The sequence below is a fragment of the Flagellimonas algicola genome (assembly GCF_005937185.1).
In the GTDB taxonomy this organism is placed as follows: domain Bacteria; phylum Bacteroidota; class Bacteroidia; order Flavobacteriales; family Flavobacteriaceae; genus Flagellimonas; species Flagellimonas algicola.
In genome coordinates, this window is sequence record NZ_VCNI01000001.1 from 821,265 (window position 1) to 844,576 (window position 23,312).

Here is a 23,312-nt window from a genome sequence, read left to right on the forward strand (position 1 = left end):
CGTATGCAGCTGGTTGTTTTTTTACTTGTTTACCCCCTACTCTGGCTGGTTTCCAGACTTCCTTTCAAAGCACTGTATTTCCTTTCGGATGCTGTCTATGTTGTCCTATATCGGCTGGTTGGCTATCGCAAAAAAGTAGTACGCGCTAATTTGGCCTTGGTGTTTCCCAATACATCTGAACTTGAACGAAAAACCATAGAAAAGAAATTCTACAAGCACCTTTGCGATATGTTCCTGGAAATGATCAAGACTATGGGCATTTCCAATGCACAGCTTCAAAATAGGTTCACGTTTACCAATCCAGAAGTACTGCATCAATTGGAGGAAAAAAAACTGAGCGTCATGCTTATGTTTCCTCACTACGCCAGTTGGGAATGGGTCATTTCCTTGGACAAACATATTGCTTCAAAAGGCTATGGCATATACCAAAAAATTGGGAACAAATATTTTGATAGATTGATTCGGGACATCCGACAAAAATTTGGCACTACCTTAATATCTACCAAAGACACCAGGGAAATTGTGGCCAACAACAAAGAGCAAGGGCAATTGAGTATGTATGGAATACTGAGTGATCAATCACCCATGATCAAGAAAACTCATCTATGGACTCCTTTTATGGGTGTTACCGTTCCCGCCCATACAGGTGCCGAATTTCTTTGCAAAAAATTGAATCTCCCTGCCGTTTATCTTAAGGTGACCAAGTTAAAACGAGGCCACTATCAAGGTACTTTCAAGGTATTGGCTGAAAACCCTGAAAAACTTCCAGAGTTTGAGTTGACCAAGGCCTTCTTGAAGGAAGTGGAAGCTTCCATATATGAAGCTCCCGAATTCTATTTTTGGACCCACAAAAGGTGGAAACACAAGGACAAGGTGCCTTCGGAGTTTAAAAACATCTAAAACACAATGGCGGGCAAAAGAAAAAGGTTTCTAAAACGTAAGATTCTTGGTTTTTTTTCTCTTACCTACCTGCTTTTTGCACATTCCTGTATGACCATGCGAACCTCTTCCAAGGATGCCAAGGTTTATTTTGAGGAACAGAAAACGACATTTTCCGAACAAACAATTTCTATTCAAGACAGGGAGCTACACTATATACAGACAGGAAAAAAAGAGGCAGCAACCTTGGTTTTCATGCATGGTTCACCGGGTAGTTGGGATGCGTATAAAACCTACCTTTCCGACACTACCTTGACCAGTCAATTCAGGCTTATTGCTCCAGATCGGCCAGGGTTTGGAAAAAGTGGATTTAGAAAGAGTATGGCACTCCAACCCCAAGCAGTAATTTTAAATGAATTATTGTCCCAATTGGATAATGGGAAGCCTATCACACTGATTGGGCATTCCTACGGAGGCCCCCTCATCACCCAAATGGCTTTGGAACAGCCGGAACTATATGACAAGCTGGTTATGCTCGCCGGGGCATTGGATCCCGATGCTGAAAAGCCTGAGAAGTGGCGCAAACCCCTTACCTGGATTCCCTTAAAATATTTGGTTCCGGGGGCATTAAAACCTTCCAATGATGAGCTTTGGATGTTGAAGGAAGATCTAAAACACTTGAAACCAAGACTTCAAAATCTGAAAACGCCAACGCTTATCATTCATGGAACGGAAGACCAATTGGTGCCCTATCAGAATGTGACTTTTATGCAAGAAAACTTTACTCAAGTGGACAGTTTAAAGGTCATATCCATTGAAAATGAAAACCATTTTATTGTTTGGAGCCAGGAGCAATTGGTCAAAAACGCACTACTCAGCTGGGTAAGAAGCGATTAAAATCTTCTATTGATGAGTTCCCAAAAGTTGTTGGTCTAAATTTGATGGAAAAACAATTCGTATTCCCTATACTTCTTTCATGGAAATACTATCAATTCTCTTGGAAGAGCTACTGGGTTTCTTGGGAATAACCCAAGTTCTGGAAATCCTAAAATCTGGTGATTATAGCGCATTTAGAACCTACGACGGGATTGCCTCTCTAATTTATCCCATTATTCCACTGTTGCTGTTGCTAGAGCTTGTTGTTGGCCTAATCTATAAAAAGCCACAGATTAAAGTATACAAGGTCAACTTCCTCATTTACATTTTCAATCGGTTTGTGGGACGTTTTATCTCTATAGCCATGGTTGCCTTTTGCATTGGACTGTTCAGTGCTTATGCCCCTTTTAAGACTTCCAACACTTGGTATTGGTTTCTGTATGCCTATGTGGTGTGGGAGTTTGGACATTTCATCTACCATTATCTAGGTCATAAGGTGCGGCTTTTTTGGTGTTTGCATTCCACCCATCATGCTCCAGAAGAAATGAATCTTTCCGTAACACATGCCCATTTTTTCTTGGAAGCACCCTATGCGGATACAATTCGTACCACGGTTTGCATTTTGGCAGGAGTTCAACCTGAACTATTGTTCACCGTGATGTTTATTGATGGAACTTATGGGGCCTTTATCCATATTGGGGAAAACATGATAAAAGATGCCCGTTTTGGGTTTTTGAACAAACTGATGCTCACCCCATCACACCATAGGGTCCATCATGCAAGAAACCCTCTGTATATGGACACCAACTTTTGCAATCTTCTGAATATTTGGGACAAAGTTTTTGGGACTTATCAAGAAGAACAAAAAAGTGTTCAAATTGAATATGGTATAACCCGTGAAATGGATTCCGGGAATTTTATGGATGTATATTTCGGAGAAATTGTGGCATTGGCCAAGGATGTTGCCAAGGCTCCAGGAATTACGAATAAGTTTCGGTATTTGATCATGCCTCCTGGCTGGAGTCATACCGGTGAGCATAAAACTGCGAAAGTGGTTCGGAGAGCGTATCTGAAAAACAGATAGCTCCTTTAAAATTTTCCTAAAGTTTGGACATTCGCTGTTTTGTTTCCTAAATTGAACCTAATTCAAAAACCAAAAAATGAAACAGTTAGTATCAACCTTGCTGCTGCTTTGTGTTACTATTTCCTTCGGGCAAAAAGACAAGGCAGTCAATCCTGAAATTATTGATGCCATTAAAAAGGATGTTTGGATTCCTTTTATGGAATCGTATAATGAACTTAACCCCAACAAGCTAAAATCAGTCCACTCCCAAGAAATTGTTAGGGTTACCATTGATGATAATGAGATTAAATCTGGTGAAAGTTACCTTGAGTATTTTGGCAAATTCCTGGACATTGTAAAGAAAAAAGGCGGCAAAGTGGCCATTGCCTTTGCTATCCTATCCACAGCTGTTGATGAAAGTGAGGAAATGGCATACCAAACCGGCTATTACCGTTTTAGTTCGTTGGGAAAAGACGGCGAGGAAATGGTGGTTCGTGGCTACGGGTATTTCAATGTTGGCTTGAAACTGGAAGATGACGGCTGGAGAATCTGGTTGGATTCTGACAAAAAAGCCGATATCTCAGATTCTGAATTCAGCAAGCAAAAAACCCTTTATGAGATGGATGGGCCTTCCTAGGCCAATCCTGCCACTTCCTTGATTTCACCTATAATCCTATCCGCAAGTGCATCCGCATCGGATTGGGATTTGGCTTCCGTATAGATTCGGATAATGGGTTCTGTATTCGATTTTCTAAGATGCACCCAGTTTTCCGCAAAGTCAATTTTGACTCCATCCACAGTAGAGACTTCTTCCTCTTCATACTTGTCTTGCATGGCAGTTAGGAGCGCATCCACATCAAGTTCAGGAGTCAATTGGATTTTCTTTTTGCTCATGAAATAGCTGGGATAGCTTGCTCTCAATTCGGCTACGGTACCTCCTCGCTCAGACATCAACATTAAGAACAAAGCTGTACCCACAAGGGCGTCCCTTCCATAATGACTTTCCGGATAAATGATTCCCCCATTGCCTTCGCCACCAATGATGGCATTGTTGGCCTTCATCTTGGTCACCACGTTGACCTCCCCAACGGCTGCAGCCTCATAGGAACCTCCATGTTTTTCGGTAACATCCCGGAGCGCTCTGGTAGAAGATAGATTGGAAACTGTATTACCTTTGGTTTTTCCCAACACATAATCCGCACAGGCAACCAAAGTGTACTCCTCTCCAAACATTTCCCCATCATTACTTATAAAAGCCAAACGGTCCACATCTGGGTCTACCACGATTCCGAAATCGGCATTCTCTTTGACGACCAAATCGCAGATGTCCCCCAAGTGCTCCTTAAGCGGTTCTGGGTTATGCGGAAAATGACCTGTAGGGTCGCAATAGAGTTTGATAACTTCAACCCCTAAAGTTTCCAGCAGTTTGGGGATGGCTATTCCACCTGTGGAATTGACCCCATCAACCACTACTTTGAATCCGCCCTTTTTGATGGTCTCTTTGTCCACCAAGGACAGGTTCAGTACTTCATCAATATGGATATCGATATAGGCATCGTTATTGGTAACCGTTCCCAAATCATCAACCTCTGCAAAATCAAAGTCTTCAGCCTCGGCCAATTCTAAAATACGCGCACCTTGTTCGGCATCTAAAAACTCGCCTTTCTCGTTCAACAATTTCAACGCATTCCATTGTTTGGGGTTGTGACTTGCGGTCAGAATAATTCCTCCATCAGCCTTTTCCAAGGGGACTGCTATCTCAACGGTGGGTGTGGTAGACAAGCCTAAATCGGTCACATCAATCCCAAGACCCACGAGGGTAGAAACAACTAAATTCTGAATCATATCGCCGGATAAACGGGCATCCCTCCCAATTACAACGGTCAATTTATCCTTTCCGGAATATTGTTTTAACCAAGTTCCATAAGCCGCAGCAAATTTAACTGCATCAATCGGGGTTAAATTGTCACCGGTTGATCCCCCTATGGTTCCGCGAATTCCTGAAATTGATTTGATAAGCGTCATAATTGTTAAAAAGTTTTTGCAAATATAAAGGGCTGGTTTAGAATCCGTGTTTCGAATTCGTAAATTTCACATTCAATACTTTTTAGTGAATTTTCTAGCCCATATTTATCTTTCCTTTGATGACCCTGAGATTACCTTGGGGAATTTCTTTGCGGATCATATTCGGGGTAATAAATACAAGCATTTTCCCGAGCGTATCCAAAAAGGGATTTTGCTACATCGGGAAATAGATACATTTACGGATGCCCATCCCATTGCTAAGGAAAGTAGCAAAAGACTGCATAAAAATTACAGCCACTATAGTCGCGTAATCGTTGACATTTTTTACGACCATTTTTTGGCCAAAAACTGGGCCAATTACTCGGAAGTACCGCTGGAGGATTACGTTGAACGATTTTATGACCTTCTAGAGGACAATTATGCCATTCTTCCACTGTCTACGCAGCGAATGATGCCCTTCTTGATTGCTGATAATTGGCTGTTGAGCTATGCTGATTTAAATGGTATTTCGAAGGTGTTGGATGGCATGAACCGTAGAACAAAGAACAAATCCCGCATGAACTTTGCCATCTTGGACTTGGAAGTGCATTACGATGCCTTTGAAGATGAATTCACCCGTTTTTTTGAAGAATTGATTACCTTTTCCCGACATAAATTCAAATCCCTATGCGAAGACTAATTTTAGCGCTCCCACTCTTACTTTTCATCCATTGTAAACAACAACCCGCAGCCCCCACTGGATTGGTCACCGAAAAAGCCATGGTAGTTTCCGCACGTGAAGATGCATCCCGAATTGGTTCCGAAGTAATGCAAAAAGGCGGAAACGTCTTCGATGCCATGGTCGCCACTGAGTTGGCACTGGCCGTGGCTTATCCCTATGCCGGTAATCTTGGTGGTGGTGGATTTATGGTCTATCGAAAAAGTAACGGTGAAGTTGGTGGCATTGATTATCGGGAAAAAGCTCCTCTGTCTGCCCACAAAGACATGTATTTGGACTCTTTGGGCAATGTAATCCCGGACATGAGCACCTTGGGTGCATCAGCCGTAGGTGTACCTGGAACGGTGGCCGGAGTGTTCGCCGTGCACGAGAAATTCGGTTCCCTGCCCATGGAAGAATTGATAAAACCAGTTATTGCCCTAGCTGAAAGAGGAGTTGTGGTAACGGAAAAGCAAGCAGACCGCATTGGGAGATATCGTGAAAAATTTATGGCGGTCAATGGTGATAGCACCAAGTTTGCCCAAGAATTTAAGCCCGGAGACACCATAAAATATCCAGAATTGGCCAAAACCTTGACCATCATTATGCAAAATGGAAAAGATGGTTTTTATAAAGGTGAAGTAGCTGAAAAGTTAGCTGGTTTTATCCAGGAAAAAGGAGGTTTTATTACCGTGGAAGATCTTGGAAAGTATGAAGCCAAATGGAGAGACCCTGTTGTTTTTGACTACAAAGACCTCCGTATGATCTCTATGAGTCCCCCTAGTAGTGGTGGGGTGACCATCAATCAGATTTTTAAGATGATCGAGCCACATCACATTGGAAAATATGGGCATAACTCAGTGGAGGCCATACAGCTTTTCACGGAAGCAGCCCGTAGGGCCTACGCGGATAGAAACTATTTTTTGGGTGATCCCGATTTTGTGGACATCCCCTTGGATGTGCTTTTGGACAACGAATATTTGCAGCAACGCATGAAGGATTTCAGCTTTGAAAAGGCCACTTTATCAGCCGATGTTGGTCATGGAGCAGTTGAAATCGTGGAAAGTTCTGAAACCACCCATTATTCCATCATTGATGCCGAAGACAACGCTATATCCGCAACAACTACGCTTAATGGCGGGTTTGGCTCCAAACTCTATGCGGACGAACTGGGCTTCTTTCTCAATAATGAAATGGACGATTTTAGTTCCAAACCGGGAGTCCCCAATATGTTTGGACTTATTGGTGCGGAGGCCAACAGCATAGCTCCCGAAAAAAGAATGTTGAGCAGCATGACCCCCACCATTGTGGTAAAAGATGGGAAATTGTTCATGGTTGTGGGAACACCAGGCGGATCAACCATCATAACAGCGGTTGCACAAACCATTTTGAACGTGCATGAGTTTAACCTAAGCATGCAGGAGGCGGTAAATGTCCCACGGTTTCATCATCAATGGTTGCCCGACCTCATAACCTTTGAACCCAACGGCTTTCCGGAAGAGCTGATCAAGGAGCTCAAATCCAAAGGATATGTGATCAAAGAAGACAGGACACCTGTAATTGGAAAGGTAGATGCCATTCGGGTATTGCCCGATGGGAAATTGGAAGGTGGTGCCGACCCCAGGGGAGACGATACGGCCGTTGGATTCTAGTTTGAGATGATCTACGATATTGTTGTTCTTTCAGCACCCGGATACCTTTTGGCCAAAGAGGATTCGATTTTGCTCCAAAATGTAGTTCGGGAGGACCAGTTGGTTACGAATGCGCTGGGGAAAGAAGGTTTAAATGTGGTTCGTAAGTCCTGGGACGATCCTGATTTTGATTGGTCCACAACCAAATTCGCATTATTTCGGTCCACTTGGGATTATATTCATCGTGTTACGGAATTTGAGGACTGGCTGGAAAACGCTTCAACGAAAACCCAGTTTATCAACCGCAAAAGCCTTATCTATTGGAACTTGGATAAACACTACCTCCAGGATTTGAAAACGGAGGGAGTGCATATCCCGAAAACTGTTTTTATCGAAAAAGGAACGAACAGTAGTTTGGGGAATATCTGGGAACTCGCAAAAAGATCCCATGGGTTCCAAGGTTCTACTTTAATTCTGAAACCATGTATTTCCGGAGGAGCTAGACACACCTATAAAATTGAATCCAAAACTATTCATGAGTATGAAGAGGTATTTACTTCCCTTATTAAAAATGAAGCCATGATGCTCCAGGAGTTTCAAAAAAACATTGTAGCAAAAGGGGAAATCTCGTTGATGGTTTTCAATGGAGAATACACGCATGCGGTTCTAAAAGTAGCTAAACCAGGGGACTTCAGGGTTCAGGACGATTTTGGTGGTAGCGTTCATGAATATCATCCTAGTGAAGCGGAAATCCAATTTGCGTTGAAAACTGTTCACGCAGCACCGGAGCTTCCTATGTATGCCAGAGTCGATATTTTCCAAGACAACTATGACCAACTTGCCCTTGCCGAACTGGAGATTTTTGAACCCGAACTATGGTTTAGAAATAATCCAGATGCAGCTGCTGTCTTGGCCAAACATATCAAAAACAAGCTCTTTTGATCTCCTAGGCGAAAAGGAGTTCCAAAAAATGCTTTAATCCTTTTTTAGAGTTTTCTGGGTTCCAAACTGCAAAAAGTGATGTGTCAAAGGGAACATTGGTCAGCTCAATAAACCGAATTCCATAGTTTTTGTTATCCATCAACGACTTGGGAACTATGGAAATTCCCATTCCACTTTCCACAAGTTTAAAAATAGTCGGGCCGTGGATAGAACGATGTGAAATACTGGGAGAAAAACCATAGTGCTGGCATAACCTAATAATTTGCTGATAGTACATTTGGCTCTGTTGATTGGGAAACAGGATAAAGTTTTCATAGGAAAACTGACTTATATCCTTGAAGGTCGCATCTGAAATACCGTGATTCTCTGGCAATACCACGCAAAGATTTTCCGTATAAACCGCTTTGCAGCTGAGACCAGGGGGAACCTCATTGGACCGTACAAACCCTATATCCAACTGCTCCGTTTCCAGCGCCTGAAGTTGAAGTTGGTTATTCATTTCATCCAAGGAAAATTTTGTCTTGGGATAGTTTTCACTGAAATCCTTGATCAACGGGGGTAAAAACTCCTGCATGGCCGACCCCACGAAACCAATTCTGATCATCCCCTCTATTTCCTCCAAGGCCAATCTCCAGCTTTCCAAGGATCCGTGCATTTGATTGGTGACCTGCTGTGCCACTTGTTTAAACAATTGCCCAGCTTGATTTAGCTCTACCCTTCTGTTGGTTCGGTCAAAAAGGGGTTGGCCCAACAGATGTTCCAAGCGTTGTATCTGTTGACTAAGGGCGGATTGTGAAATAAACAAACGTTCTGCCGCCTTTCCATAATGAAGAGTTTGGGAAAGGGCAAGGAAATACTCCAAATGTCGAAATTCAATTTGATTAGTCAAACTTATTATTTATGATTAAATAATTATTGTTAACTATTAAAAGTACAATTAATTTTACGTCCAGTAAATCTTTCAATATAGCTAAATATGATTTCTACAGAACAAACCCCCTTGGACTCAATAATGGAAGCACTCTTTACCCCCTATAAAAAGCGTGTAGCGGATGTGGACAAAATTATCTCTGCCATGATTCAAAACAAGCTTATCGCAAATGAAGAGGCTATAGTAAATGATCATATTGCTTTTCGAACCTTGGGCGTGCCCAACTTGGGTATTGCTTCCTTTGAAAAAATATTCCTGCACCATGGGTACAAACGGATGGAGCCTTACCATTTTCCAGAGAAAAAACTGGACGCCTATTGGTATGCCCCGCTGGAAGAAAGACTACCTCGAATATTCATTAGTGAATTGCGCGTTCAGGATCTGTCCGAACAAGCTCAAGGCATTATTAGAAAATACACGGGACAAGTTACCTCAGACCCAGTAGACCATTTGAATCTGAACGATCTTACTGCTGTTGGGGAGTTCTTCCACAAACCCTTAGGGTCATTGCCAACCTTAGCAGACTATAAACTTCTTCTAGAAGAAAGCGAATATGCCGCCTGGGTCATTTATAACCGGTATTACCTGAACCATTACACGATTAGTGTACATGAACTTCCTGAAGCATACTCCTCTTTGGAAAACTTCAATAATTTTTTGGAATCCATAGGGGTTGTATTGAACACTGCCGGGGGAAAACTCAAAGAAAGTAATGATGGTCTGTTGAGACAAAGCAGTTCTGTAGCCCAAATGGTGGATGCTGAATTCGCCAATGGGGAAAAAACCAAAATAGCCGGGAGTTATGTTGAATTTGCAGAACGCCTTCCCCTACCAGAATTTCAAACTTTAGCTAAGGAACAATTATCCCGCAACCATCGCAGGGAGGGATTTGAGGCTGCAAACGCAGATAAAATCTTTGAGAGCACCTACACTGAGCAAACCGCTAAAATAATCTAGTAAAATTCTTCAAAAAAACTAACCCAAACTGACCAAAATCATAGGATGGTTTTGAGGCCGTGACTAATTTCGTCTTCAAAAAAATGAAGATGGTCTTTTTTACTAAATCCGCAATTTGGCTAAGTTTCTTGTTGTTGTCTACCGTTCTGTTCGGACAAAAAGGAATGGGGGATGCTAAGGGTTTGTCCCAACTGGATTCATTGCCAAATTTGTCGGTCATTGAGGGTGTTATAAAAAGTGTAAGCACTGGACCATGTGAGCTTAGTACAGGTAATTCAGCTTCTGGAACCCATATTTGGGTGCTATCCAATGATGAATTGTACAATGTTCATCTTGGGCCCACCGCTCGAATCAAGAATTTTGTTCGCAAAAAAACGGGGCAACCTTTGACAGCTACCGTTTTTAGAACCCGTAAACTTCCTAAGAATCACTACATCGCCCAGAAAATCAAAATCAATGGAAGTGAATTAGTGTTACGCGATGGGTATCTCAAACCCTTTTGGGCTAACAAGAAATGTAGGGCTATTTGGAAGTAAATCCCTTAAGGGATGGAACTGGGAGGCGTCTTTTTGGGCGCCTCCTAATTTTTTACCTGGCCCACCTGCTGTTTCAATTCTTCCATAGACTGTTGCAACTGACGCAGCAGTCCCGTTTCTGTGGTGGCATCCAGATTAAAGGTCAACTTGCTACTTACCTCCCAAATTTCCTGTATCTGAAAAGGCTTTATTTCGTAGGGAGGGTAGGTTTCATTAAGGGATACCAAAGTGATATTGTTGGAATTGGGTCGTCTTTCAATCTTCTTGACCAATACGGCATCTTGGAGCACAACCACATACATTTTGTTGGCGCTCACATGGTCTATATGCTCAATGGCCCTGGCCAATACCCAATCGTTTGGCCGTAAATTGGGCAACATACTGTCTCCTTCAACCTGAAACCCTCTATACGTAGCGTTCCTAAACTCGGGAATAGGCATGTCAAAAGCAGGCAATTGCCTGTACCAACTTGTATCTGCAATATTTTGGGGATAACCCGCTGCGGCTTTGGCGTTGACCAATACCATATTCTCCTGTTCCTCACTATTGACCGTGACCACTTTTGGAATAACACTGGTTCTTGAAGTTTCCAAATGTCTGTCTTCGCTTTCCCCAAACAACCATAAAGGATTTATATTGAACTGACGTAAAAGTTCAACTACCACTTTTCCAGACAATTTGGTTCGACCCCGTTCAATGTCCGCAGTGGTATTGGATATACCCAAAAGCTTGGCAAACTCTGCTTGGGTATGCCCCAAATCCCTTCTAATATCAATAAATCGCTTAAGTGTCAGCTCGTTTTCCATACCTCAAATATATAGAATTTGGATTATTTCCAAAAAAATATTTGGACTATTTCCATATTTAGGAATAATTCCATAATTTTGGACAAATTACAAGATGTAATATCATGGGATCAAGTAAAACAATCATCTACGACAGTACTTTTAATGGCTTTTTAACCTTAATATTTAAAGCTTTTGAACACAAATGGCCTATTATCAATATTCAAAAACAAGGCGCTGGGGCCAGTGAACTTTTTGCCAACACCACCTATGTCAAAACGGATGTTGCCTTGGCCAAAAAGGTTTGGTCAGGTGTTAATCAAAAGAATCATACCGCTGTAAAAAGAATATACTATGCATTTCTAAGTGAACAATCCCATATTGAAATCTTACTGTATCACTATATTCAATCCATAATGGGAATCGTTTCACCGGAAGTTGATATCAATGATATTATAAACACCCTAAACATCCAGTCCAACAAGGTTGCTCGGGAAAAAGGCCGGATGGAAGCTTTTGTGCAGTTCCAGCTCTCCCAAGAAACTGGGGCGGCCCATATCAAACCCAAATACAACGTATTGCCCCTATTGTCCAAACATCTACGGCAAACCTACAAGGGAAGGGACTGGCAAGTCTTTGACGATAAAAGAAAGTACGGTATTAGATTCAGTACTTTGGGCTTGGAATTAATTTCGAATACTACAGAAGTCCGGGCTGCAGTTTAATTTTGAAAACTATCTTTAAACTTTCCGAAGCGAACATGGCTTATAAACAACTTAAACTATGGTTCGATACAGATTTGGCCGAACTCCTTGCGGGCAAACTCCTTGCAAATGGTGTGGATTTCGATAAGGTTTCCTTTGTCAATTCAGTGGCTGAAAAATTGGCCTACCTCGAACTAAAAGATCGTGTGGAATTAATGGCGGATGCGCTTCACACCCATTTGCCGAATGACTATCCCACCACAGCCTCCCACTTGATGAATATCCTTGGCCCCAAAAATGAAAAAGAAACAGGGATGTTCAAGGAGTTTTATTGGGTGATGCCCATTGCCAAATATGTAGAGAAGTATGGACTGGGCCATTTTGACACTTCCATGTCCGCAATTCGGGAAATTACACAACGGAATACCGGAGAATATACCATTAGACCCTATTTGGAAAAATTCCCGGAACAAACCTTGGAAGTTATGCTGTCCTGGTCCAAGGACAATAATAAACATGTACGCCGATTAAGTAGCGAAGGTGTGCGCCCAAGATTGCCCTGGGCCAGTAAATTAGATCAGTTCATTCAAGACCCAAGTCCAATTTTCCTCATTTTGGACAACCTGAAGGATGATTCCAGTAAATACGTGCAAAAGTCCGTAGCCAACTGCATCAACGATGTTTTAAAGGACAATCCTGAAGTTGGTAAAGCCTGGGTAGAAAACTGGATTCCCAATGCAACGCCACAGCGCAAGTGGATTATAAAGCACGCCATGCGTTATTTAATAAAGAAAGATGATCAATGGGCAAAACGGATTCTGACGCAACAGTAAATAGGAATCAGTTTTTATGAAAAGAATAAACCAAAATCCCACAGTCTAGTTAGGACCCAATTCCCAAATGATTCCGAAATTTTACAAAAGGAAGAGCATAAATTGCTATTTTTGGTTTTTTACCTCCTCCCGCATTTCTTGGATGAAATGCAACTATTCAACCTCATTTTATTCAAAACAATACTATTAAGCCCAGCCAAATAGCGGGCCAAAAAAGTCACGCCTATGAAATATATGTGGATTGCCCTGCTTCTAATTATCGCTAAAGCCCATGCTCAAGACAATGGAATCTATTCCATAAAAGAGTACTACTATGACCTAAAAGAACAAATGGATACGGCCAGGGAAAATGAAAACCCAAGCTTTTATGTTGTGCTTTCGGAAGAAAATGTACTTCGGAAAACAATGCCGGCTGTAGGTAGCTACCATGGTTTTACAGAAAAATGGTTTCTCACGGTTGAAAATTTAAATGATGGTCCAAAATATGGAACTGATGGTGTTCTAGTCTATGAAAAACGTGATTTTGATATCGACACAAGAAATGAAGTAAATGAGTTCATCTACAAAAACGGTGCGTTGATTTTTTGTTTCATAAAAACGGAAGGCAATGAGTACCGTTATTATTTTAAACAGAATAATCTAATCCATTTCGTTGAAAAAAGAACGGAAGATTCCAATTTTAGCCCCTATAGGAAAGAAGATTGGAGATCTTTGCTGAAGCGCTCAAAACATCCCTAAATAATCTGGATATCGAGCGTCACTACTACAATTTGAAAAAACCTCGCCCATTGCATTGGAAGCATATCTCCTTAAGACTTACCCCGATCACCGATAAATTGATCACTCTTATTTTTGAACAATACGTTAAAAGTGGTCAGGCTTCCATAAATACGGGTGATATATTGTTGCAAATCTACTTTTTCCTGATCATCAAGATTTTTACTACTATTGATTTTCTGCTCCATAACCCTGATACGGTCACGTACCATCACAATCTTATGAAAGAACGTATCAATGGGCATTTCCTTGTTGGCCAAATCATCTCCAGGTTCCAAAACCAATTTCCCACCACGCCATTTATCTGCAATGGCAACTTTTTCAGTCGTATCACTCCATTTTTTAAGGATGGACACCAAGGAACTTTCCACATCAAAAAAGCTAACGGTATCCACTTCATCAGAAACTCCTTCAATTACATCAAAGTCAGAATCAATATCAATGGTTTCCAAACCATTTTCCAAAAATGTGACCCAATAGTGTTGGGAAGATACATTGGTCACCACCCCTTTACCGTACTCAGGATGGTTAATACGAGAGCCTATGCCCAGTAGTTTCATTTGTGTCAATTTAAAGAACTCAAAAATAAGCCATCCATTGTCAATAACGAAACTGGAACACGCTTCCTTTTTAAGTATCAAAACCTTATTTTAGCAAATTGTGCTATGATTAACTACGAAGAAAATATTGAAGTCAAAGGCGCCAGGGTCCACAACCTGAAAAATATTGATGTGACCATTCCTCGTGAGAAATTAGTGGTCATCACAGGCCTTTCCGGAAGTGGAAAATCCTCTTTGGCCTTCGATACCATTTATGCGGAAGGGCAACGACGCTACATTGAGACCTTTTCGGCCTATGCGAGACAATTCCTCGGGGGATTGGAACGCCCTGATGTGGATAAAATCGATGGCCTCTCCCCAGTTATAGCCATTGAACAAAAAACAACATCCAAGTCACCACGCTCTACTGTGGGCACCATTACCGAGGTCTATGATTTCCTCCGTTTGCTCTTCGCACGAGCCGGTGATGCTTACAGTTATAACACAGGAGAAAAAATGGTGAGTTATAGCGATGAGCAGATAAAGGATTTGATCATAGATTCATACCGGGACAAAAAAATCAATGTTCTGGCACCTGTGGTAAAGTCCAGAAAGGGACATTACCGTGAACTTTTTGAGCAAATTGCCAAACAAGGTTTTGTGAAGGTGAGGGTTGATGGCGAAATCCTGGATATTGTGAAAGGCATGAAGGTAGATCGCTACAAGACCCACGATATTGAGATTGTCATTGATCGACTCAAGGTATCTGAATCAGAAGATTTCCAGAAGCGATTGGGGGAAACCATCAATACCGCCATGTACAGTGGCAACAATGTGCTTATGGTTTTGGAAGAAGGCGAGCCCGTGCCCAGATATTTTAGCCGGGATCTAATGTGTCCTTCAACAGGGATCTCCTACCCTACTCCTGAGCCCAATACCTTTTCCTTTAATTCCCCGAAAGGCATGTGTCCAGAATGCAACGGTTTGGGACATGTGTTTGAGGTAAGAGAACGGAAGATATTTCCCAATAAGAAATTATCCATCCAAGCTGGAGGGATTGCCCCATTAGGCGAATACAAAAAATCCTGGGCCTTCAAACAACTGGAGACCATAGCACAGCGCTATAAGTTTGATTTGACGGATCCGCTTGAAAAGATTCCTGCTGAGGCAATGGACATTATTTTAAATGGTGGCAAGGACAGTTTTGAAGTGGACTCCAAAACACTGGGAGTAAAAAGGCAGTATAAAATTGATTACGAAGGCATTGCCAACTTTATCAAAACCCAATTTGATGAAGCCAACTCCACATCCATCCGCAGATGGGCCAAGGAATATATGGACAAAGTGGGCTGTCCCAGTTGCCAGGGCGCCAGATTAAGGAAAGAGTCCTTATATTTTAAAATAGGCGAAAAAAACATTGCCGAACTGGCACAGCTGGACATAGCAGAGTTGGCAGATTTCTTCAAACAATTGGAAAGCAACCTAGAAGGTAACCAGAAAAAAATTGCCGAAGAAATAATCAAGGAAATCAGAACCCGTGTTCAATTCTTGCTGGATGTTGGACTTGACTACCTGTCCTTGAACCGTAGCTCAAAATCGCTTTCTGGTGGGGAAGCGCAACGTATACGATTGGCAACACAGATAGGCTCTCAATTGGTTGGGGTGCTCTATATATTGGACGAACCCAGTATTGGTTTGCACCAGCGAGATAATGAACGACTTATCAATTCCTTGGAATCCCTTCGGGATATAGGAAATTCTGTTATTGTGGTGGAACATGACCGGGACATGATAGAACATGCCGATCATGTTATTGATATTGGGCCAAAGGCCGGAAGACATGGTGGGGAAATTATTTCTGAAGGCAAACCGGAGGAACTAAAACAGCACCAGACCTTAACCGCTGAATATATCACTGGAGAACGGGAAATTCCCGTTCCCTCCAATAGAAGAAAAGGGACTGGGAAGAAAATTGTTCTTTCGGGCTGTACAGGTAACAACCTTAAAAATGTAACGGCACAGTTTCCTTTGGGGAAGCTGATAGGTGTAACCGGTGTTTCCGGAAGTGGAAAATCCACCTTAATCAATGAAACACTTTACCCGATTATGAACGCCCATTACTTCAATGGCGTGAAAAAACCTATGCCTTATAAAAAGATTACGGGCTTGGAGCATGTGGACAAGGTTATTGACATCAATCAATCGCCTATTGGAAGAACACCAAGGTCCAATCCGGCAACCTATACCGGTACTTTCAGTGAAATCAGGAGCCTGTTTGCCAAAACCACGGAGGCAACAATCCGTGGGTACAAGCCCGGCAGGTTCAGTTTTAATGTGGCCGGGGGAAGGTGCGAAACCTGCCAAGGAGGAGGTCTCAAGGTCATTGAGATGAACTTTTTACCTGATGTATATGTAGAATGTGAGACCTGTAATGGCAAGCGATTCAACAGAGAAACCTTGGAGATTAGGTACAAGGGAAAATCCATTGCGGATGTTTTGGAAATGACCATCAATGAAGCGGTGGACTTTTTCGAGAACATCCCCAAAATTCATAGGAAGCTAAAGACCATTCAAGATGTTGGGTTGGGATATATTTCCTTGGGACAGCAATCTACTACGCTCTCAGGAGGCGAAGCCCAACGAGTAAAATTGGCAACCGAGCTTTCCAAAAGAGATACAGGAAATACGTTTTATATTTTGGATGAGCCTACAACTGGACTGCATTTTGAAGATATAAGGGTCTTGATGGAAGTTTTGAACAAATTGGTGGACAAAGGAAATACCATTTTGGTTATAGAACATAATATGGACGTCATAAAAATGATGGATTATATTATTGATATAGGATATGAGGGCGGTCGTGGTGGCGGAATGATCGTTGCCCAAGGTACACCGGAAGCGGTGGCCAAGGACAATAAAAGCTACACAGCCCGGTTTTTAAAGAAGGAGCTTGAGCAATCCAAACGGAAAATTGCACCTGCCGTATAATACATGATTATTCAAATGCGAAAAGAACAGCACCATAAAGGATGGAATGAAATAAAGACCAATGACTCTTGGGCCATATTCAAGATTATGGGTGAATTTGTCAATGGTTTTGAGAAGATGAGTGAAATTGGCCCCTGTGTTTCTATTTTTGGATCGGCGCGGGTAAAACCCGGACAACCTTATTATGAGTTAGCCGTGGAAGTGTCCAAAAAAGTAGCGGAAGCTGGGTACGGAATAATCACCGGTGGCGGACCAGGAATTATGGAAGCAGGAAATAAAGGAGCCAACCTTGCGGGAGGAACTTCCGTAGGCCTCAATATTGATCTTCCGTTTGAGCAACATGATAACCCATACATTGACAATGATAAAAACCTGGACTTCGATTACTTTTTTGTCCGAAAGGTTATGTTTGTAAAATACTCACAAGGTTTTGTGGTCATGCCCGGTGGGTTTGGCACCTTGGATGAATTGTTTGAGGCTATAACACTGATTCAAACCAACAAGATTCATACCTTCCCTATTATTTTGGTAGGCACCAAATTCTGGAGTGGTCTTATAGATTGGATCAAGGAAACCATGCTGAACGCGGGTAACATTAGTGCCCATGATCTGGATTTGATTAAAATTGTGGATTCTGCCGAAGCTGTTGTTGATATTATTGATGCGTTCTATAAAGGGCGTAACCTAAGCCCCAATTTTTAATCCCTTGCCTTTGGCGAACAAAAAAAGCATAACATATTTTTCATTGCTCTTCCTTCTTGTTGGGTTCAGGATGTTGGGGCAGCACACCAATGAAATAACAGCTGCCTTAAAAGACGAAACCAAGGAAGTTGAAATCAAACAAAAGTTTACCTATGTCAACACCTCCAAGGATGGGTTGACCGCTCTTTATTTCAACGACTGGAACCACGCTTTTTCCAACAAAAAAACCGCACTTGCCAAACGTTTTGGGGAAGAATTCAAACGCAGTTTACATTTAGCCAAGGACAAAGAACGTGGGTACACCCATTTGGTTAGTATTGTTGGAGAAAACTATGCTGGCTTAAGTTGGAATAGAATGGGTAATAGCGATGTTATTCGAGTACAATTGGAAGAGGTCTTGGCTCCAGGTGCATCCGTACAGCTTTTTTTTACCTACACCATCAAACTGCCCAATGCCAAGTTTACCGCCTACGGGTTTGGCCCTAACGGGGAGTATCATTTAAAGGATTGGTACCTTACCCCGGCTGTGTATGATGATGGTTGGAAACTGTACGACAACATGGATTTGGATGACAATTACACGGATCCAGCCAACACTTCCATTAACTTCACCTATCCTGATAAACTATTTTTGTCCACTAACTTTATCGACATTGGGAAATCCAATTTTCCGGGTGGGCAATTCATACAGCTTCAAGGGGACAATAGAAAAAACTGCGAAATCATCTTGGAAAGAACATCCAGGTTCACCAAACATGTAACCGGAATGATCACGGTTACTACAGACTTGGAATCCAACCGTTATGATAAAATCTCACAGGGTATTTCCATAAATAAGATTGCGGTTTTCTTAAATGAAAACCTGGGCAAGTATCCGCACCCCAATCTTCTGGTAAGTGAAATTTCATACAACAAAAGTCCTTTGTATGGAATCAACCAATTACCCTCGTTTATTAGGCCTTATGAAGAGCAGTTTCAGTTTGAGATGAAATTCCTTAAAACCGCCATCCATAGTTTTTTAAATGAAACCATTTATTTGGACCCAAGAGCGGAACGTTGGGTGCTGGATGCCATCGGTAATTATTTGATGATCAAATATGTGGAGGAACACTATCCTGACCAGAAATTAGCGGGCAAACTATCCAAAATCTGGGGATTCCGAGGATTTCATTTAGCGCAGATGGACTTCAATGAGCAATATGCACTCCTCAGTATGCTGTCTGCCCGTAAAAATATAGATCAGGCCTTGGACACACCTAATGACTCCTTGATCAAATTCAATCAAAAAATCGCAAACGGTTATAAAGCTGGATTGGGCATGTCCTATTTGGCTGAATACCTAGGAGGTCAGAAGGTAGATAGCAGCATTACCTCTTTTTATAGAGGTCATATGCTGAATCCATCGGTAAAAGCCTTGGATTTCCAAAAGGAAATAGAACAGCACGCTGAAAAGGATGTGGATTGGTTCTTTAAAGAATATGTTTCTACACGAAAGAAGATTGACTACAAGATTAAGAAGGTTGAAAAATACGAGGATTCGCTGACTTTTGTGATTAAAAATAAACGGGGAACCAAGGTTCCCATTTCCCTTTTTGGGCTTAACAAGGATTCTGTGGTATCCCAGTATTGGTTTAAAGACATAGACACCTCCAGAACCTTTACCATTCCAAGAAATGGTGAAGACCGGCTAGTGCTCAACTATGATAAGAAGATCCCGGAATTCAACCAGCGGGATAACTGGAAAACGCTCAATGGTTTTTTTGCCAGTAACAAGCGATTAAAATTTCAATTTTTCAAGGACACGGAAGATCCTTATTACCATCAGATATTTTATGTCCCTATTGCCAATTTCAACGTGTATGATGGGATAACCCCTGGGCTACGTATTTACAACAAAACCTTTTTGGAGCGCCCATTTCAATATGATATATCTCCCACCTATTCGTTTTTGGAAAAAACAGTAGTGGGCAAAGCTAGTTTTCGTTACCGGAAATATCACGGTAAAAGTGGCCTCTTTGTCTCCAATTATGTTTTTGCGGGATCAACCTCACATTTTCAAGTCAATTCCCGATACACTACGCTAACTCCCGCAGTCTCATTTGGATGGAGGCCGGATAATCTAATTTCGAATCGAAGGCAGAGCCTATTGCTGCGATACCGAAGTGTTTTTAGAAATATTGATGAGAGTATTGCGGACCAACTGGACACAGAACCGGATTATGGGGTGCTGAATCTCAGGTTTATAGATGTGGACAATGATATTTTGAACTACACATCTTGGTTTTTGGATGCCCAACATTCCAGCGACTTTACAAAACTGGCTTTTGAGCTGGAATATCGCAAACTATTTGAAAGCAACAGGCAGTTTAACTTTCGCTTGTATGCGGGTAAATTTTTGCGAAACAACACGGACTCGGATTTCTTCAGCTTTGCCTTGGACAGACCCACGGATTATATGTTTGACCTAAACTATTTAGGACGTTCCGAAAACTCAGGAATCTATAGCCAGCAAATTATCATTGCAGAGGGTGGTTTTAAATCCAAATTGGAAAACCCTTTTGCCAACGATTGGATTGTTACCACAAACGCCAGCACCAACATTTGGAGGTGGATAGAAGCCTATGGAGATTTGGGGTATATCCGCAACAAAGGGGAAAATGCCCGCTTTGTTTACGATTCTGGGGTTCGTTTAAATTTGGTTACGGACTATTTTGAACTCTACTTTCCTGTATATAGCAACAGAGGTTGGGAAATTGCAGAAAGGGATTACGGGGAACGTATTCGTTTCGTGGTCACTATCAGCCCAAAAACACTTATCGGACTGTTTACCAGAAAATGGTTTTAGATTGAAGCATTCTCAAAAAACAGGCTCTTAATTATCGTTTGATTGCATAATTTTCCATAAAAATGCTTTTTTTATAACATATTATTACTTTATTAACAGGTTTCACTGTTGCCATTCTGCTTCTATTTTAGTATTTTTGCGCAAATTCAATTGTGCCAATGAAACCCCATTCCAAGACAAGCAGCGATATTTCCTTTGATGATTTCCAGTCCCAAATCCTTAAGGATTACCAGGTTGCGGTCACAAGTAGGGAATGTAGCCTATTGGGAAGACGGGAGGTTCTTTCCGGAAAAGCAAAGTTTGGAATATTTGGTGACGGAAAGGAATTACCGCAGTTGGCCATGGCCAGAGCTTTTCAGGACGGGGATTTTAGGAGCGGTTATTATCGGGACCAAACCTTTATGATGGCCTTGGGTTACCTAAACCCAAAGGAGTTTTTCCATGGGCTATATGCCACCACGGATATGAAAAAAGAGCCCATGAGCGCTGGGAGGCAAATGGGAGGCCATTTTGTGACCCACAGCTTAAATGAGGACGGGACCTGGAAAGATTTGACCAAACAAAAAAACAGTAGCGCAGACATCTCCTGTACAGCCGGTCAGATGCCACGCTTGTTAGGGCTTGCACAGGCCTCCAAACTATATCGAAACCTAGAGGATATTGATCAGACCAACTTTTCCAACAACGGAAATGAGGTTGCTTGGGGAACCATTGGAAATGCGAGTACCAGCGAAGGTCATTTCTTTGAGACGGTTAATGCTGCTGGCGTCATGCAGGTTCCAATGATCATTTGTATCTGGGATGACGAATACGGTATCTCAGTACCTGCGGAATTCCATACAACAAAAGGGGATATTTCAGAAGCTTTGTCCGGTTTACAGCGAGATAAAGACACCCCTGGCTACGAAATTCTTAAGGTCAAAGGTTGGGACTATACGGCCTTGATTCATGCCTTTGAGAACGCATCGGACATTGCGAGGGAAGATCATGTTCCCGTAATGATTCATGTCACAGAACTAACACAACCTCAAGGACATTCCACTTCGGGTTCCCATGAACGCTACAAATCCAGCGAGCGATTAGAATGGGAGCGGGAGAATGATTGCAATAAGCGATTTAGAGAGTGGATTCTTGAAAACGGTATAAAGACCGAAGAAGAGCTAAAAACTTTGGAAAGGGAAATCAAGCTTAAAGTTCGTGCCGCCAAAAAAGAAGCTTGGGCAGAATTCCTTCAACCGCATATCCAAGCCAAAAAACAATTGATCCAGTTATTGGAAAGCGCTGCCTCCAAGAGCCCCAATCGTAGTTTCATCAGCAAGGTGAAAAACGATTTGATTGCCATTGAGGAGCCCATCAAAAAAGATTTGGCCTCCAAAGCCAGAAAGGCATTAAGATACCTCCTTGGGGAAACAAATCCAGAAAGGGTTGCCCTTCAACAATGGATAGCAAACTTCTTGAACGAAGTTCAACCCAAATACAGCTCCCACCTCTATAATGAGTTGGACAGCAAGGCTACCGAAGTTAAAACACAGGAGCCGGCATATGACAGCCGTGCTGAAGAAGTAGATGGACGAATCATTCTAAGGGACAATTTTGATGCACTTTTCGCCAAATATCCGCAGGCTTTGGTCTTTGGCGAGGATACCGGGAATATTGGGGATGTGAATCAAGGACTGGAGGGACTTCAGAAGAAATACGGACCGCTACGGGTTGCGGACACCGGAATACGTGAGACCACAATCATTGGGCAAGGAATAGGTCTTTCCCTCAGAGGACTTCGTCCAATTGCGGAAATTCAGTACCTGGATTACATTCTATACGGAATCCAAACTTTGAGTGATGATCTAGCCAGCCTGATGTACCGAACCGTTGGAAAGCAAAAGGCACCGCTAATTGTTAGAACACGCGGACACAGACTGGAAGGTATTTGGCATTCTGGATCACCCATGGGTGGATTGATACACCTGTTACGAGGCATGTATATTCTAGTTCCCAGAAACATGACCCAAGCTGCAGGGTTTTACAATACACTGCTAAAAAGCGATGAACCCGCTATTGTCATTGAAAGTCTAAACGGCTATCGCTTAAAAGAAAAGAAACCCTCCAATTTGGGAGAGTTTTGCACACCTATAGGAAAGGTGGAAACATTGAAAGAAGGTAAGGACATTACGCTGTTGTCTTATGGTTCAACACTGAGAATTGTTCAAAAAGTAGCTTCCGAGCTTTTGGAAGTGGGTATTGACGCAGAGGTCATTGATGCGCAGTCCCTACTCCCATTTGATTTAAATCACGACGTGGTTAAAAGTCTTCAGAAAACCAATAGACTTCTTATTGTTGACGAGGATGTGCCAGGTGGATGCTCTGCCTATTTGCTACAAGAAATAATGGAAAACCAAGAAGGGTATAAGTATTTGGACAGTGCTCCGCAAACCCTCACGGCCAAGGAACACAGACCGGCGTACGCCTCGGATGGGGATTATTTCTCCAAGCCCAATGCAGAGGATATTTTCGAAAAGGTCTATGCCATTATGCACGAGATGGACCCCGTTTCCTATCCACAATTGAGATAAAAAAAGCCCCCGATAAATCGGGGGCTTTTTAA

At 42.2% G+C, this 23,312-nt stretch carries 20 protein-coding genes; 16 read left to right on the top strand and 4 right to left on the bottom strand.

Annotated elements, in window-relative coordinates:
* Positions 1-3: 3 nt before the first annotated feature.
* The 4 genes from FGG15_RS03610 to FGG15_RS03625 all read left to right on the top strand — a co-directional run bounded on the left by FGG15_RS03610 (position 4) and on the right by FGG15_RS03625 (position 3,455).
* Positions 4-900, top strand: a complete 897-nt coding sequence (locus tag FGG15_RS03610) for a lysophospholipid acyltransferase family protein (protein ID WP_138833302.1) — start codon at positions 4-6, stop codon at positions 898-900.
* Positions 901-906: 6 nt separating this feature from the next.
* On the top strand, positions 907-1,776 hold the full coding sequence (locus FGG15_RS03615; protein ID WP_138833304.1) for an alpha/beta fold hydrolase: 870 nt from the start codon (positions 907-909) through the stop codon (positions 1,774-1,776).
* 79 nt (positions 1,777-1,855) lie between these two features.
* Positions 1,856-2,839 carry a sterol desaturase family protein gene (locus FGG15_RS03620; protein ID WP_138833306.1) on the top strand — a complete coding sequence of 328 codons (984 nt, stop codon included), beginning with the start codon at positions 1,856-1,858 and terminating at the stop codon, positions 2,837-2,839.
* A gap of 76 nt (positions 2,840-2,915) precedes the next feature.
* Positions 2,916-3,455 carry a YybH family protein gene (locus tag FGG15_RS03625; protein WP_138833308.1) on the top strand — a complete coding sequence of 180 codons (540 nt, stop codon included), beginning with the start codon at positions 2,916-2,918 and terminating at the stop codon, positions 3,453-3,455.
* Here FGG15_RS03625 and glmM read toward each other — a convergent pair.
* Positions 3,452-4,843 (bottom strand): phosphoglucosamine mutase, encoded by a 1,392-nt coding sequence (gene glmM / locus FGG15_RS03630; RefSeq protein ID WP_138833310.1) that lies wholly within the window; start codon positions 4,841-4,843, stop codon positions 3,452-3,454. The genes FGG15_RS03625 and glmM overlap by 4 nt on opposite strands.
* 85 nt (positions 4,844-4,928) lie before the next feature.
* On the opposite strand from glmM, the gene FGG15_RS03635 reads away from it, so the two are divergent.
* The 3 genes from FGG15_RS03635 to FGG15_RS03645 are packed head-to-tail and all read left to right on the top strand — an operon-like array spanning position 4,929 to position 8,113.
* Entirely contained in the window at positions 4,929-5,522 is a 594-nt protein-coding gene (locus FGG15_RS03635; protein ID WP_138833312.1) for an acyl carrier protein phosphodiesterase, read from the top strand.
* On the top strand, positions 5,510-7,192 hold the full coding sequence (ggt, locus tag FGG15_RS03640) for a gamma-glutamyltransferase (protein WP_138833314.1): 1,683 nt from the start codon (positions 5,510-5,512) through the stop codon (positions 7,190-7,192). Before FGG15_RS03635 ends, ggt begins: the two co-directional genes overlap by 13 nt.
* A gap of 6 nt (positions 7,193-7,198) precedes the next feature.
* Positions 7,199-8,113 carry an ATP-grasp domain-containing protein gene (locus tag FGG15_RS03645; protein WP_138833316.1) on the top strand — a complete coding sequence of 305 codons (915 nt, stop codon included), beginning with the start codon at positions 7,199-7,201 and terminating at the stop codon, positions 8,111-8,113.
* Positions 8,114-8,117: 4 nt separating this feature from the next.
* Here the strand turns inward: FGG15_RS03645 and FGG15_RS03650 are convergent, their stop codons facing one another.
* The gene (locus FGG15_RS03650; RefSeq protein WP_237561737.1) at positions 8,118-9,002 is read right to left on the bottom strand and encodes a LysR family transcriptional regulator; all 885 of its coding nucleotides are present in this window, start codon (positions 9,000-9,002) and stop codon (positions 8,118-8,120) included.
* 123 nt (positions 9,003-9,125) lie between these two features.
* Between FGG15_RS03650 and FGG15_RS03655 the strand changes: the two genes are divergently transcribed.
* Both FGG15_RS03655 and FGG15_RS03660 read left to right on the top strand, forming a co-directional pair.
* On the top strand, positions 9,126-10,001 hold the full coding sequence (locus FGG15_RS03655) for a DUF1338 domain-containing protein (protein WP_237561738.1): 876 nt from the start codon (positions 9,126-9,128) through the stop codon (positions 9,999-10,001).
* Positions 10,002-10,090: 89 nt separating this feature from the next.
* On the top strand, positions 10,091-10,537 hold the full coding sequence (locus FGG15_RS03660; RefSeq protein WP_138833322.1) for a hypothetical protein: 447 nt from the start codon (positions 10,091-10,093) through the stop codon (positions 10,535-10,537).
* A gap of 44 nt (positions 10,538-10,581) precedes the next feature.
* On the opposite strand, the gene FGG15_RS03665 is transcribed toward FGG15_RS03660, so the two are convergent.
* Positions 10,582-11,343 carry an XRE family transcriptional regulator gene (locus FGG15_RS03665; RefSeq protein WP_138833324.1) on the bottom strand — a complete coding sequence of 254 codons (762 nt, stop codon included), beginning with the start codon at positions 11,341-11,343 and terminating at the stop codon, positions 10,582-10,584.
* A 104-nt stretch (positions 11,344-11,447) separates the two neighbouring features.
* Between FGG15_RS03665 and FGG15_RS03670 the strand changes: the two genes are divergently transcribed.
* The 3 genes from FGG15_RS03670 to FGG15_RS03680 all read left to right on the top strand — a co-directional run bounded on the left by FGG15_RS03670 (position 11,448) and on the right by FGG15_RS03680 (position 13,597).
* Positions 11,448-12,047 carry a TIGR03915 family putative DNA repair protein gene (locus FGG15_RS03670; RefSeq protein WP_138833326.1) on the top strand — a complete coding sequence of 200 codons (600 nt, stop codon included), beginning with the start codon at positions 11,448-11,450 and terminating at the stop codon, positions 12,045-12,047.
* 35 nt (positions 12,048-12,082) lie between these two features.
* Positions 12,083-12,859, top strand: a complete 777-nt coding sequence (locus FGG15_RS03675) for a DNA alkylation repair protein (RefSeq protein WP_138835378.1) — start codon at positions 12,083-12,085, stop codon at positions 12,857-12,859.
* 225 nt (positions 12,860-13,084) lie between these two features.
* Positions 13,085-13,597: a hypothetical protein gene (locus FGG15_RS03680; protein WP_138833328.1), complete on the top strand. Its 513-nt coding sequence runs from the start codon at positions 13,085-13,087 to the stop codon at positions 13,595-13,597.
* A 71-nt stretch (positions 13,598-13,668) separates the two neighbouring features.
* Here the strand turns inward: FGG15_RS03680 and FGG15_RS03685 are convergent, their stop codons facing one another.
* Positions 13,669-14,196 (bottom strand): hypothetical protein, encoded by a 528-nt coding sequence (locus FGG15_RS03685; protein ID WP_138833330.1) that lies wholly within the window; start codon positions 14,194-14,196, stop codon positions 13,669-13,671.
* 105 nt (positions 14,197-14,301) lie between these two features.
* On the opposite strand from FGG15_RS03685, the gene uvrA reads away from it, so the two are divergent.
* From uvrA to FGG15_RS03705, 4 genes are all read left to right on the top strand, one after another.
* Complete coding sequence (gene uvrA, locus FGG15_RS03690; RefSeq protein WP_138833332.1) at positions 14,302-17,163, top strand: excinuclease ABC subunit UvrA; 2,862 nt, start codon at positions 14,302-14,304, stop codon at positions 17,161-17,163.
* A 15-nt stretch (positions 17,164-17,178) separates the two neighbouring features.
* On the top strand, positions 17,179-17,865 hold the full coding sequence (locus FGG15_RS03695; RefSeq protein WP_138833334.1) for an LOG family protein: 687 nt from the start codon (positions 17,179-17,181) through the stop codon (positions 17,863-17,865).
* Positions 17,866-17,935: 70 nt separating this feature from the next.
* On the top strand, positions 17,936-20,710 hold the full coding sequence (locus tag FGG15_RS03700) for a gluzincin family metallopeptidase (protein WP_237561787.1): 2,775 nt from the start codon (positions 17,936-17,938) through the stop codon (positions 20,708-20,710).
* Positions 20,711-20,868: 158 nt separating this feature from the next.
* Positions 20,869-23,280, top strand: a complete 2,412-nt coding sequence (locus FGG15_RS03705) for an alpha-ketoacid dehydrogenase subunit alpha/beta (RefSeq protein WP_138833338.1) — start codon at positions 20,869-20,871, stop codon at positions 23,278-23,280.
* Positions 23,281-23,312 lie beyond the last annotated feature (32 nt).

Coding starts and splice junctions, on each gene's coding strand:
- FGG15_RS03695 (WP_138833334.1), top strand. CDS start 17,179: ATGCGAAAAGAACAGCACCATAAAGGATGGAATGAAATAAAGACCAAT.
- FGG15_RS03680 (WP_138833328.1), top strand. CDS start 13,085: ATGAAATATATGTGGATTGCCCTGCTTCTAATTATCGCTAAAGCCCAT.
- FGG15_RS03660 (WP_138833322.1), top strand. CDS start 10,091: ATGGTCTTTTTTACTAAATCCGCAATTTGGCTAAGTTTCTTGTTGTTG.
- FGG15_RS03615 (WP_138833304.1), top strand. CDS start 907: ATGGCGGGCAAAAGAAAAAGGTTTCTAAAACGTAAGATTCTTGGTTTT.
- FGG15_RS03675 (WP_138835378.1), top strand. CDS start 12,083: ATGGCTTATAAACAACTTAAACTATGGTTCGATACAGATTTGGCCGAA.
- FGG15_RS03625 (WP_138833308.1), top strand. CDS start 2,916: ATGAAACAGTTAGTATCAACCTTGCTGCTGCTTTGTGTTACTATTTCC.
- uvrA (WP_138833332.1), top strand. CDS start 14,302: ATGATTAACTACGAAGAAAATATTGAAGTCAAAGGCGCCAGGGTCCAC.
- FGG15_RS03705 (WP_138833338.1), top strand. CDS start 20,869: ATGAAACCCCATTCCAAGACAAGCAGCGATATTTCCTTTGATGATTTC.
- ggt (WP_138833314.1), top strand. CDS start 5,510: ATGCGAAGACTAATTTTAGCGCTCCCACTCTTACTTTTCATCCATTGT.
- FGG15_RS03670 (WP_138833326.1), top strand. CDS start 11,448: ATGGGATCAAGTAAAACAATCATCTACGACAGTACTTTTAATGGCTTT.
- FGG15_RS03655 (WP_237561738.1), top strand. CDS start 9,126: ATGGAAGCACTCTTTACCCCCTATAAAAAGCGTGTAGCGGATGTGGAC.
- FGG15_RS03665 (WP_138833324.1), bottom strand. CDS start 11,343: ATGGAAAACGAGCTGACACTTAAGCGATTTATTGATATTAGAAGGGAT.
- FGG15_RS03620 (WP_138833306.1), top strand. CDS start 1,856: ATGGAAATACTATCAATTCTCTTGGAAGAGCTACTGGGTTTCTTGGGA.
- FGG15_RS03700 (WP_237561787.1), top strand. CDS start 17,936: ATGTTGGGGCAGCACACCAATGAAATAACAGCTGCCTTAAAAGACGAA.
- FGG15_RS03685 (WP_138833330.1), bottom strand. CDS start 14,196: ATGAAACTACTGGGCATAGGCTCTCGTATTAACCATCCTGAGTACGGT.
- FGG15_RS03645 (WP_138833316.1), top strand. CDS start 7,199: ATGATCTACGATATTGTTGTTCTTTCAGCACCCGGATACCTTTTGGCC.
- FGG15_RS03610 (WP_138833302.1), top strand. CDS start 4: ATGCAGCTGGTTGTTTTTTTACTTGTTTACCCCCTACTCTGGCTGGTT.
- glmM (WP_138833310.1), bottom strand. CDS start 4,843: ATGACGCTTATCAAATCAATTTCAGGAATTCGCGGAACCATAGGGGGA.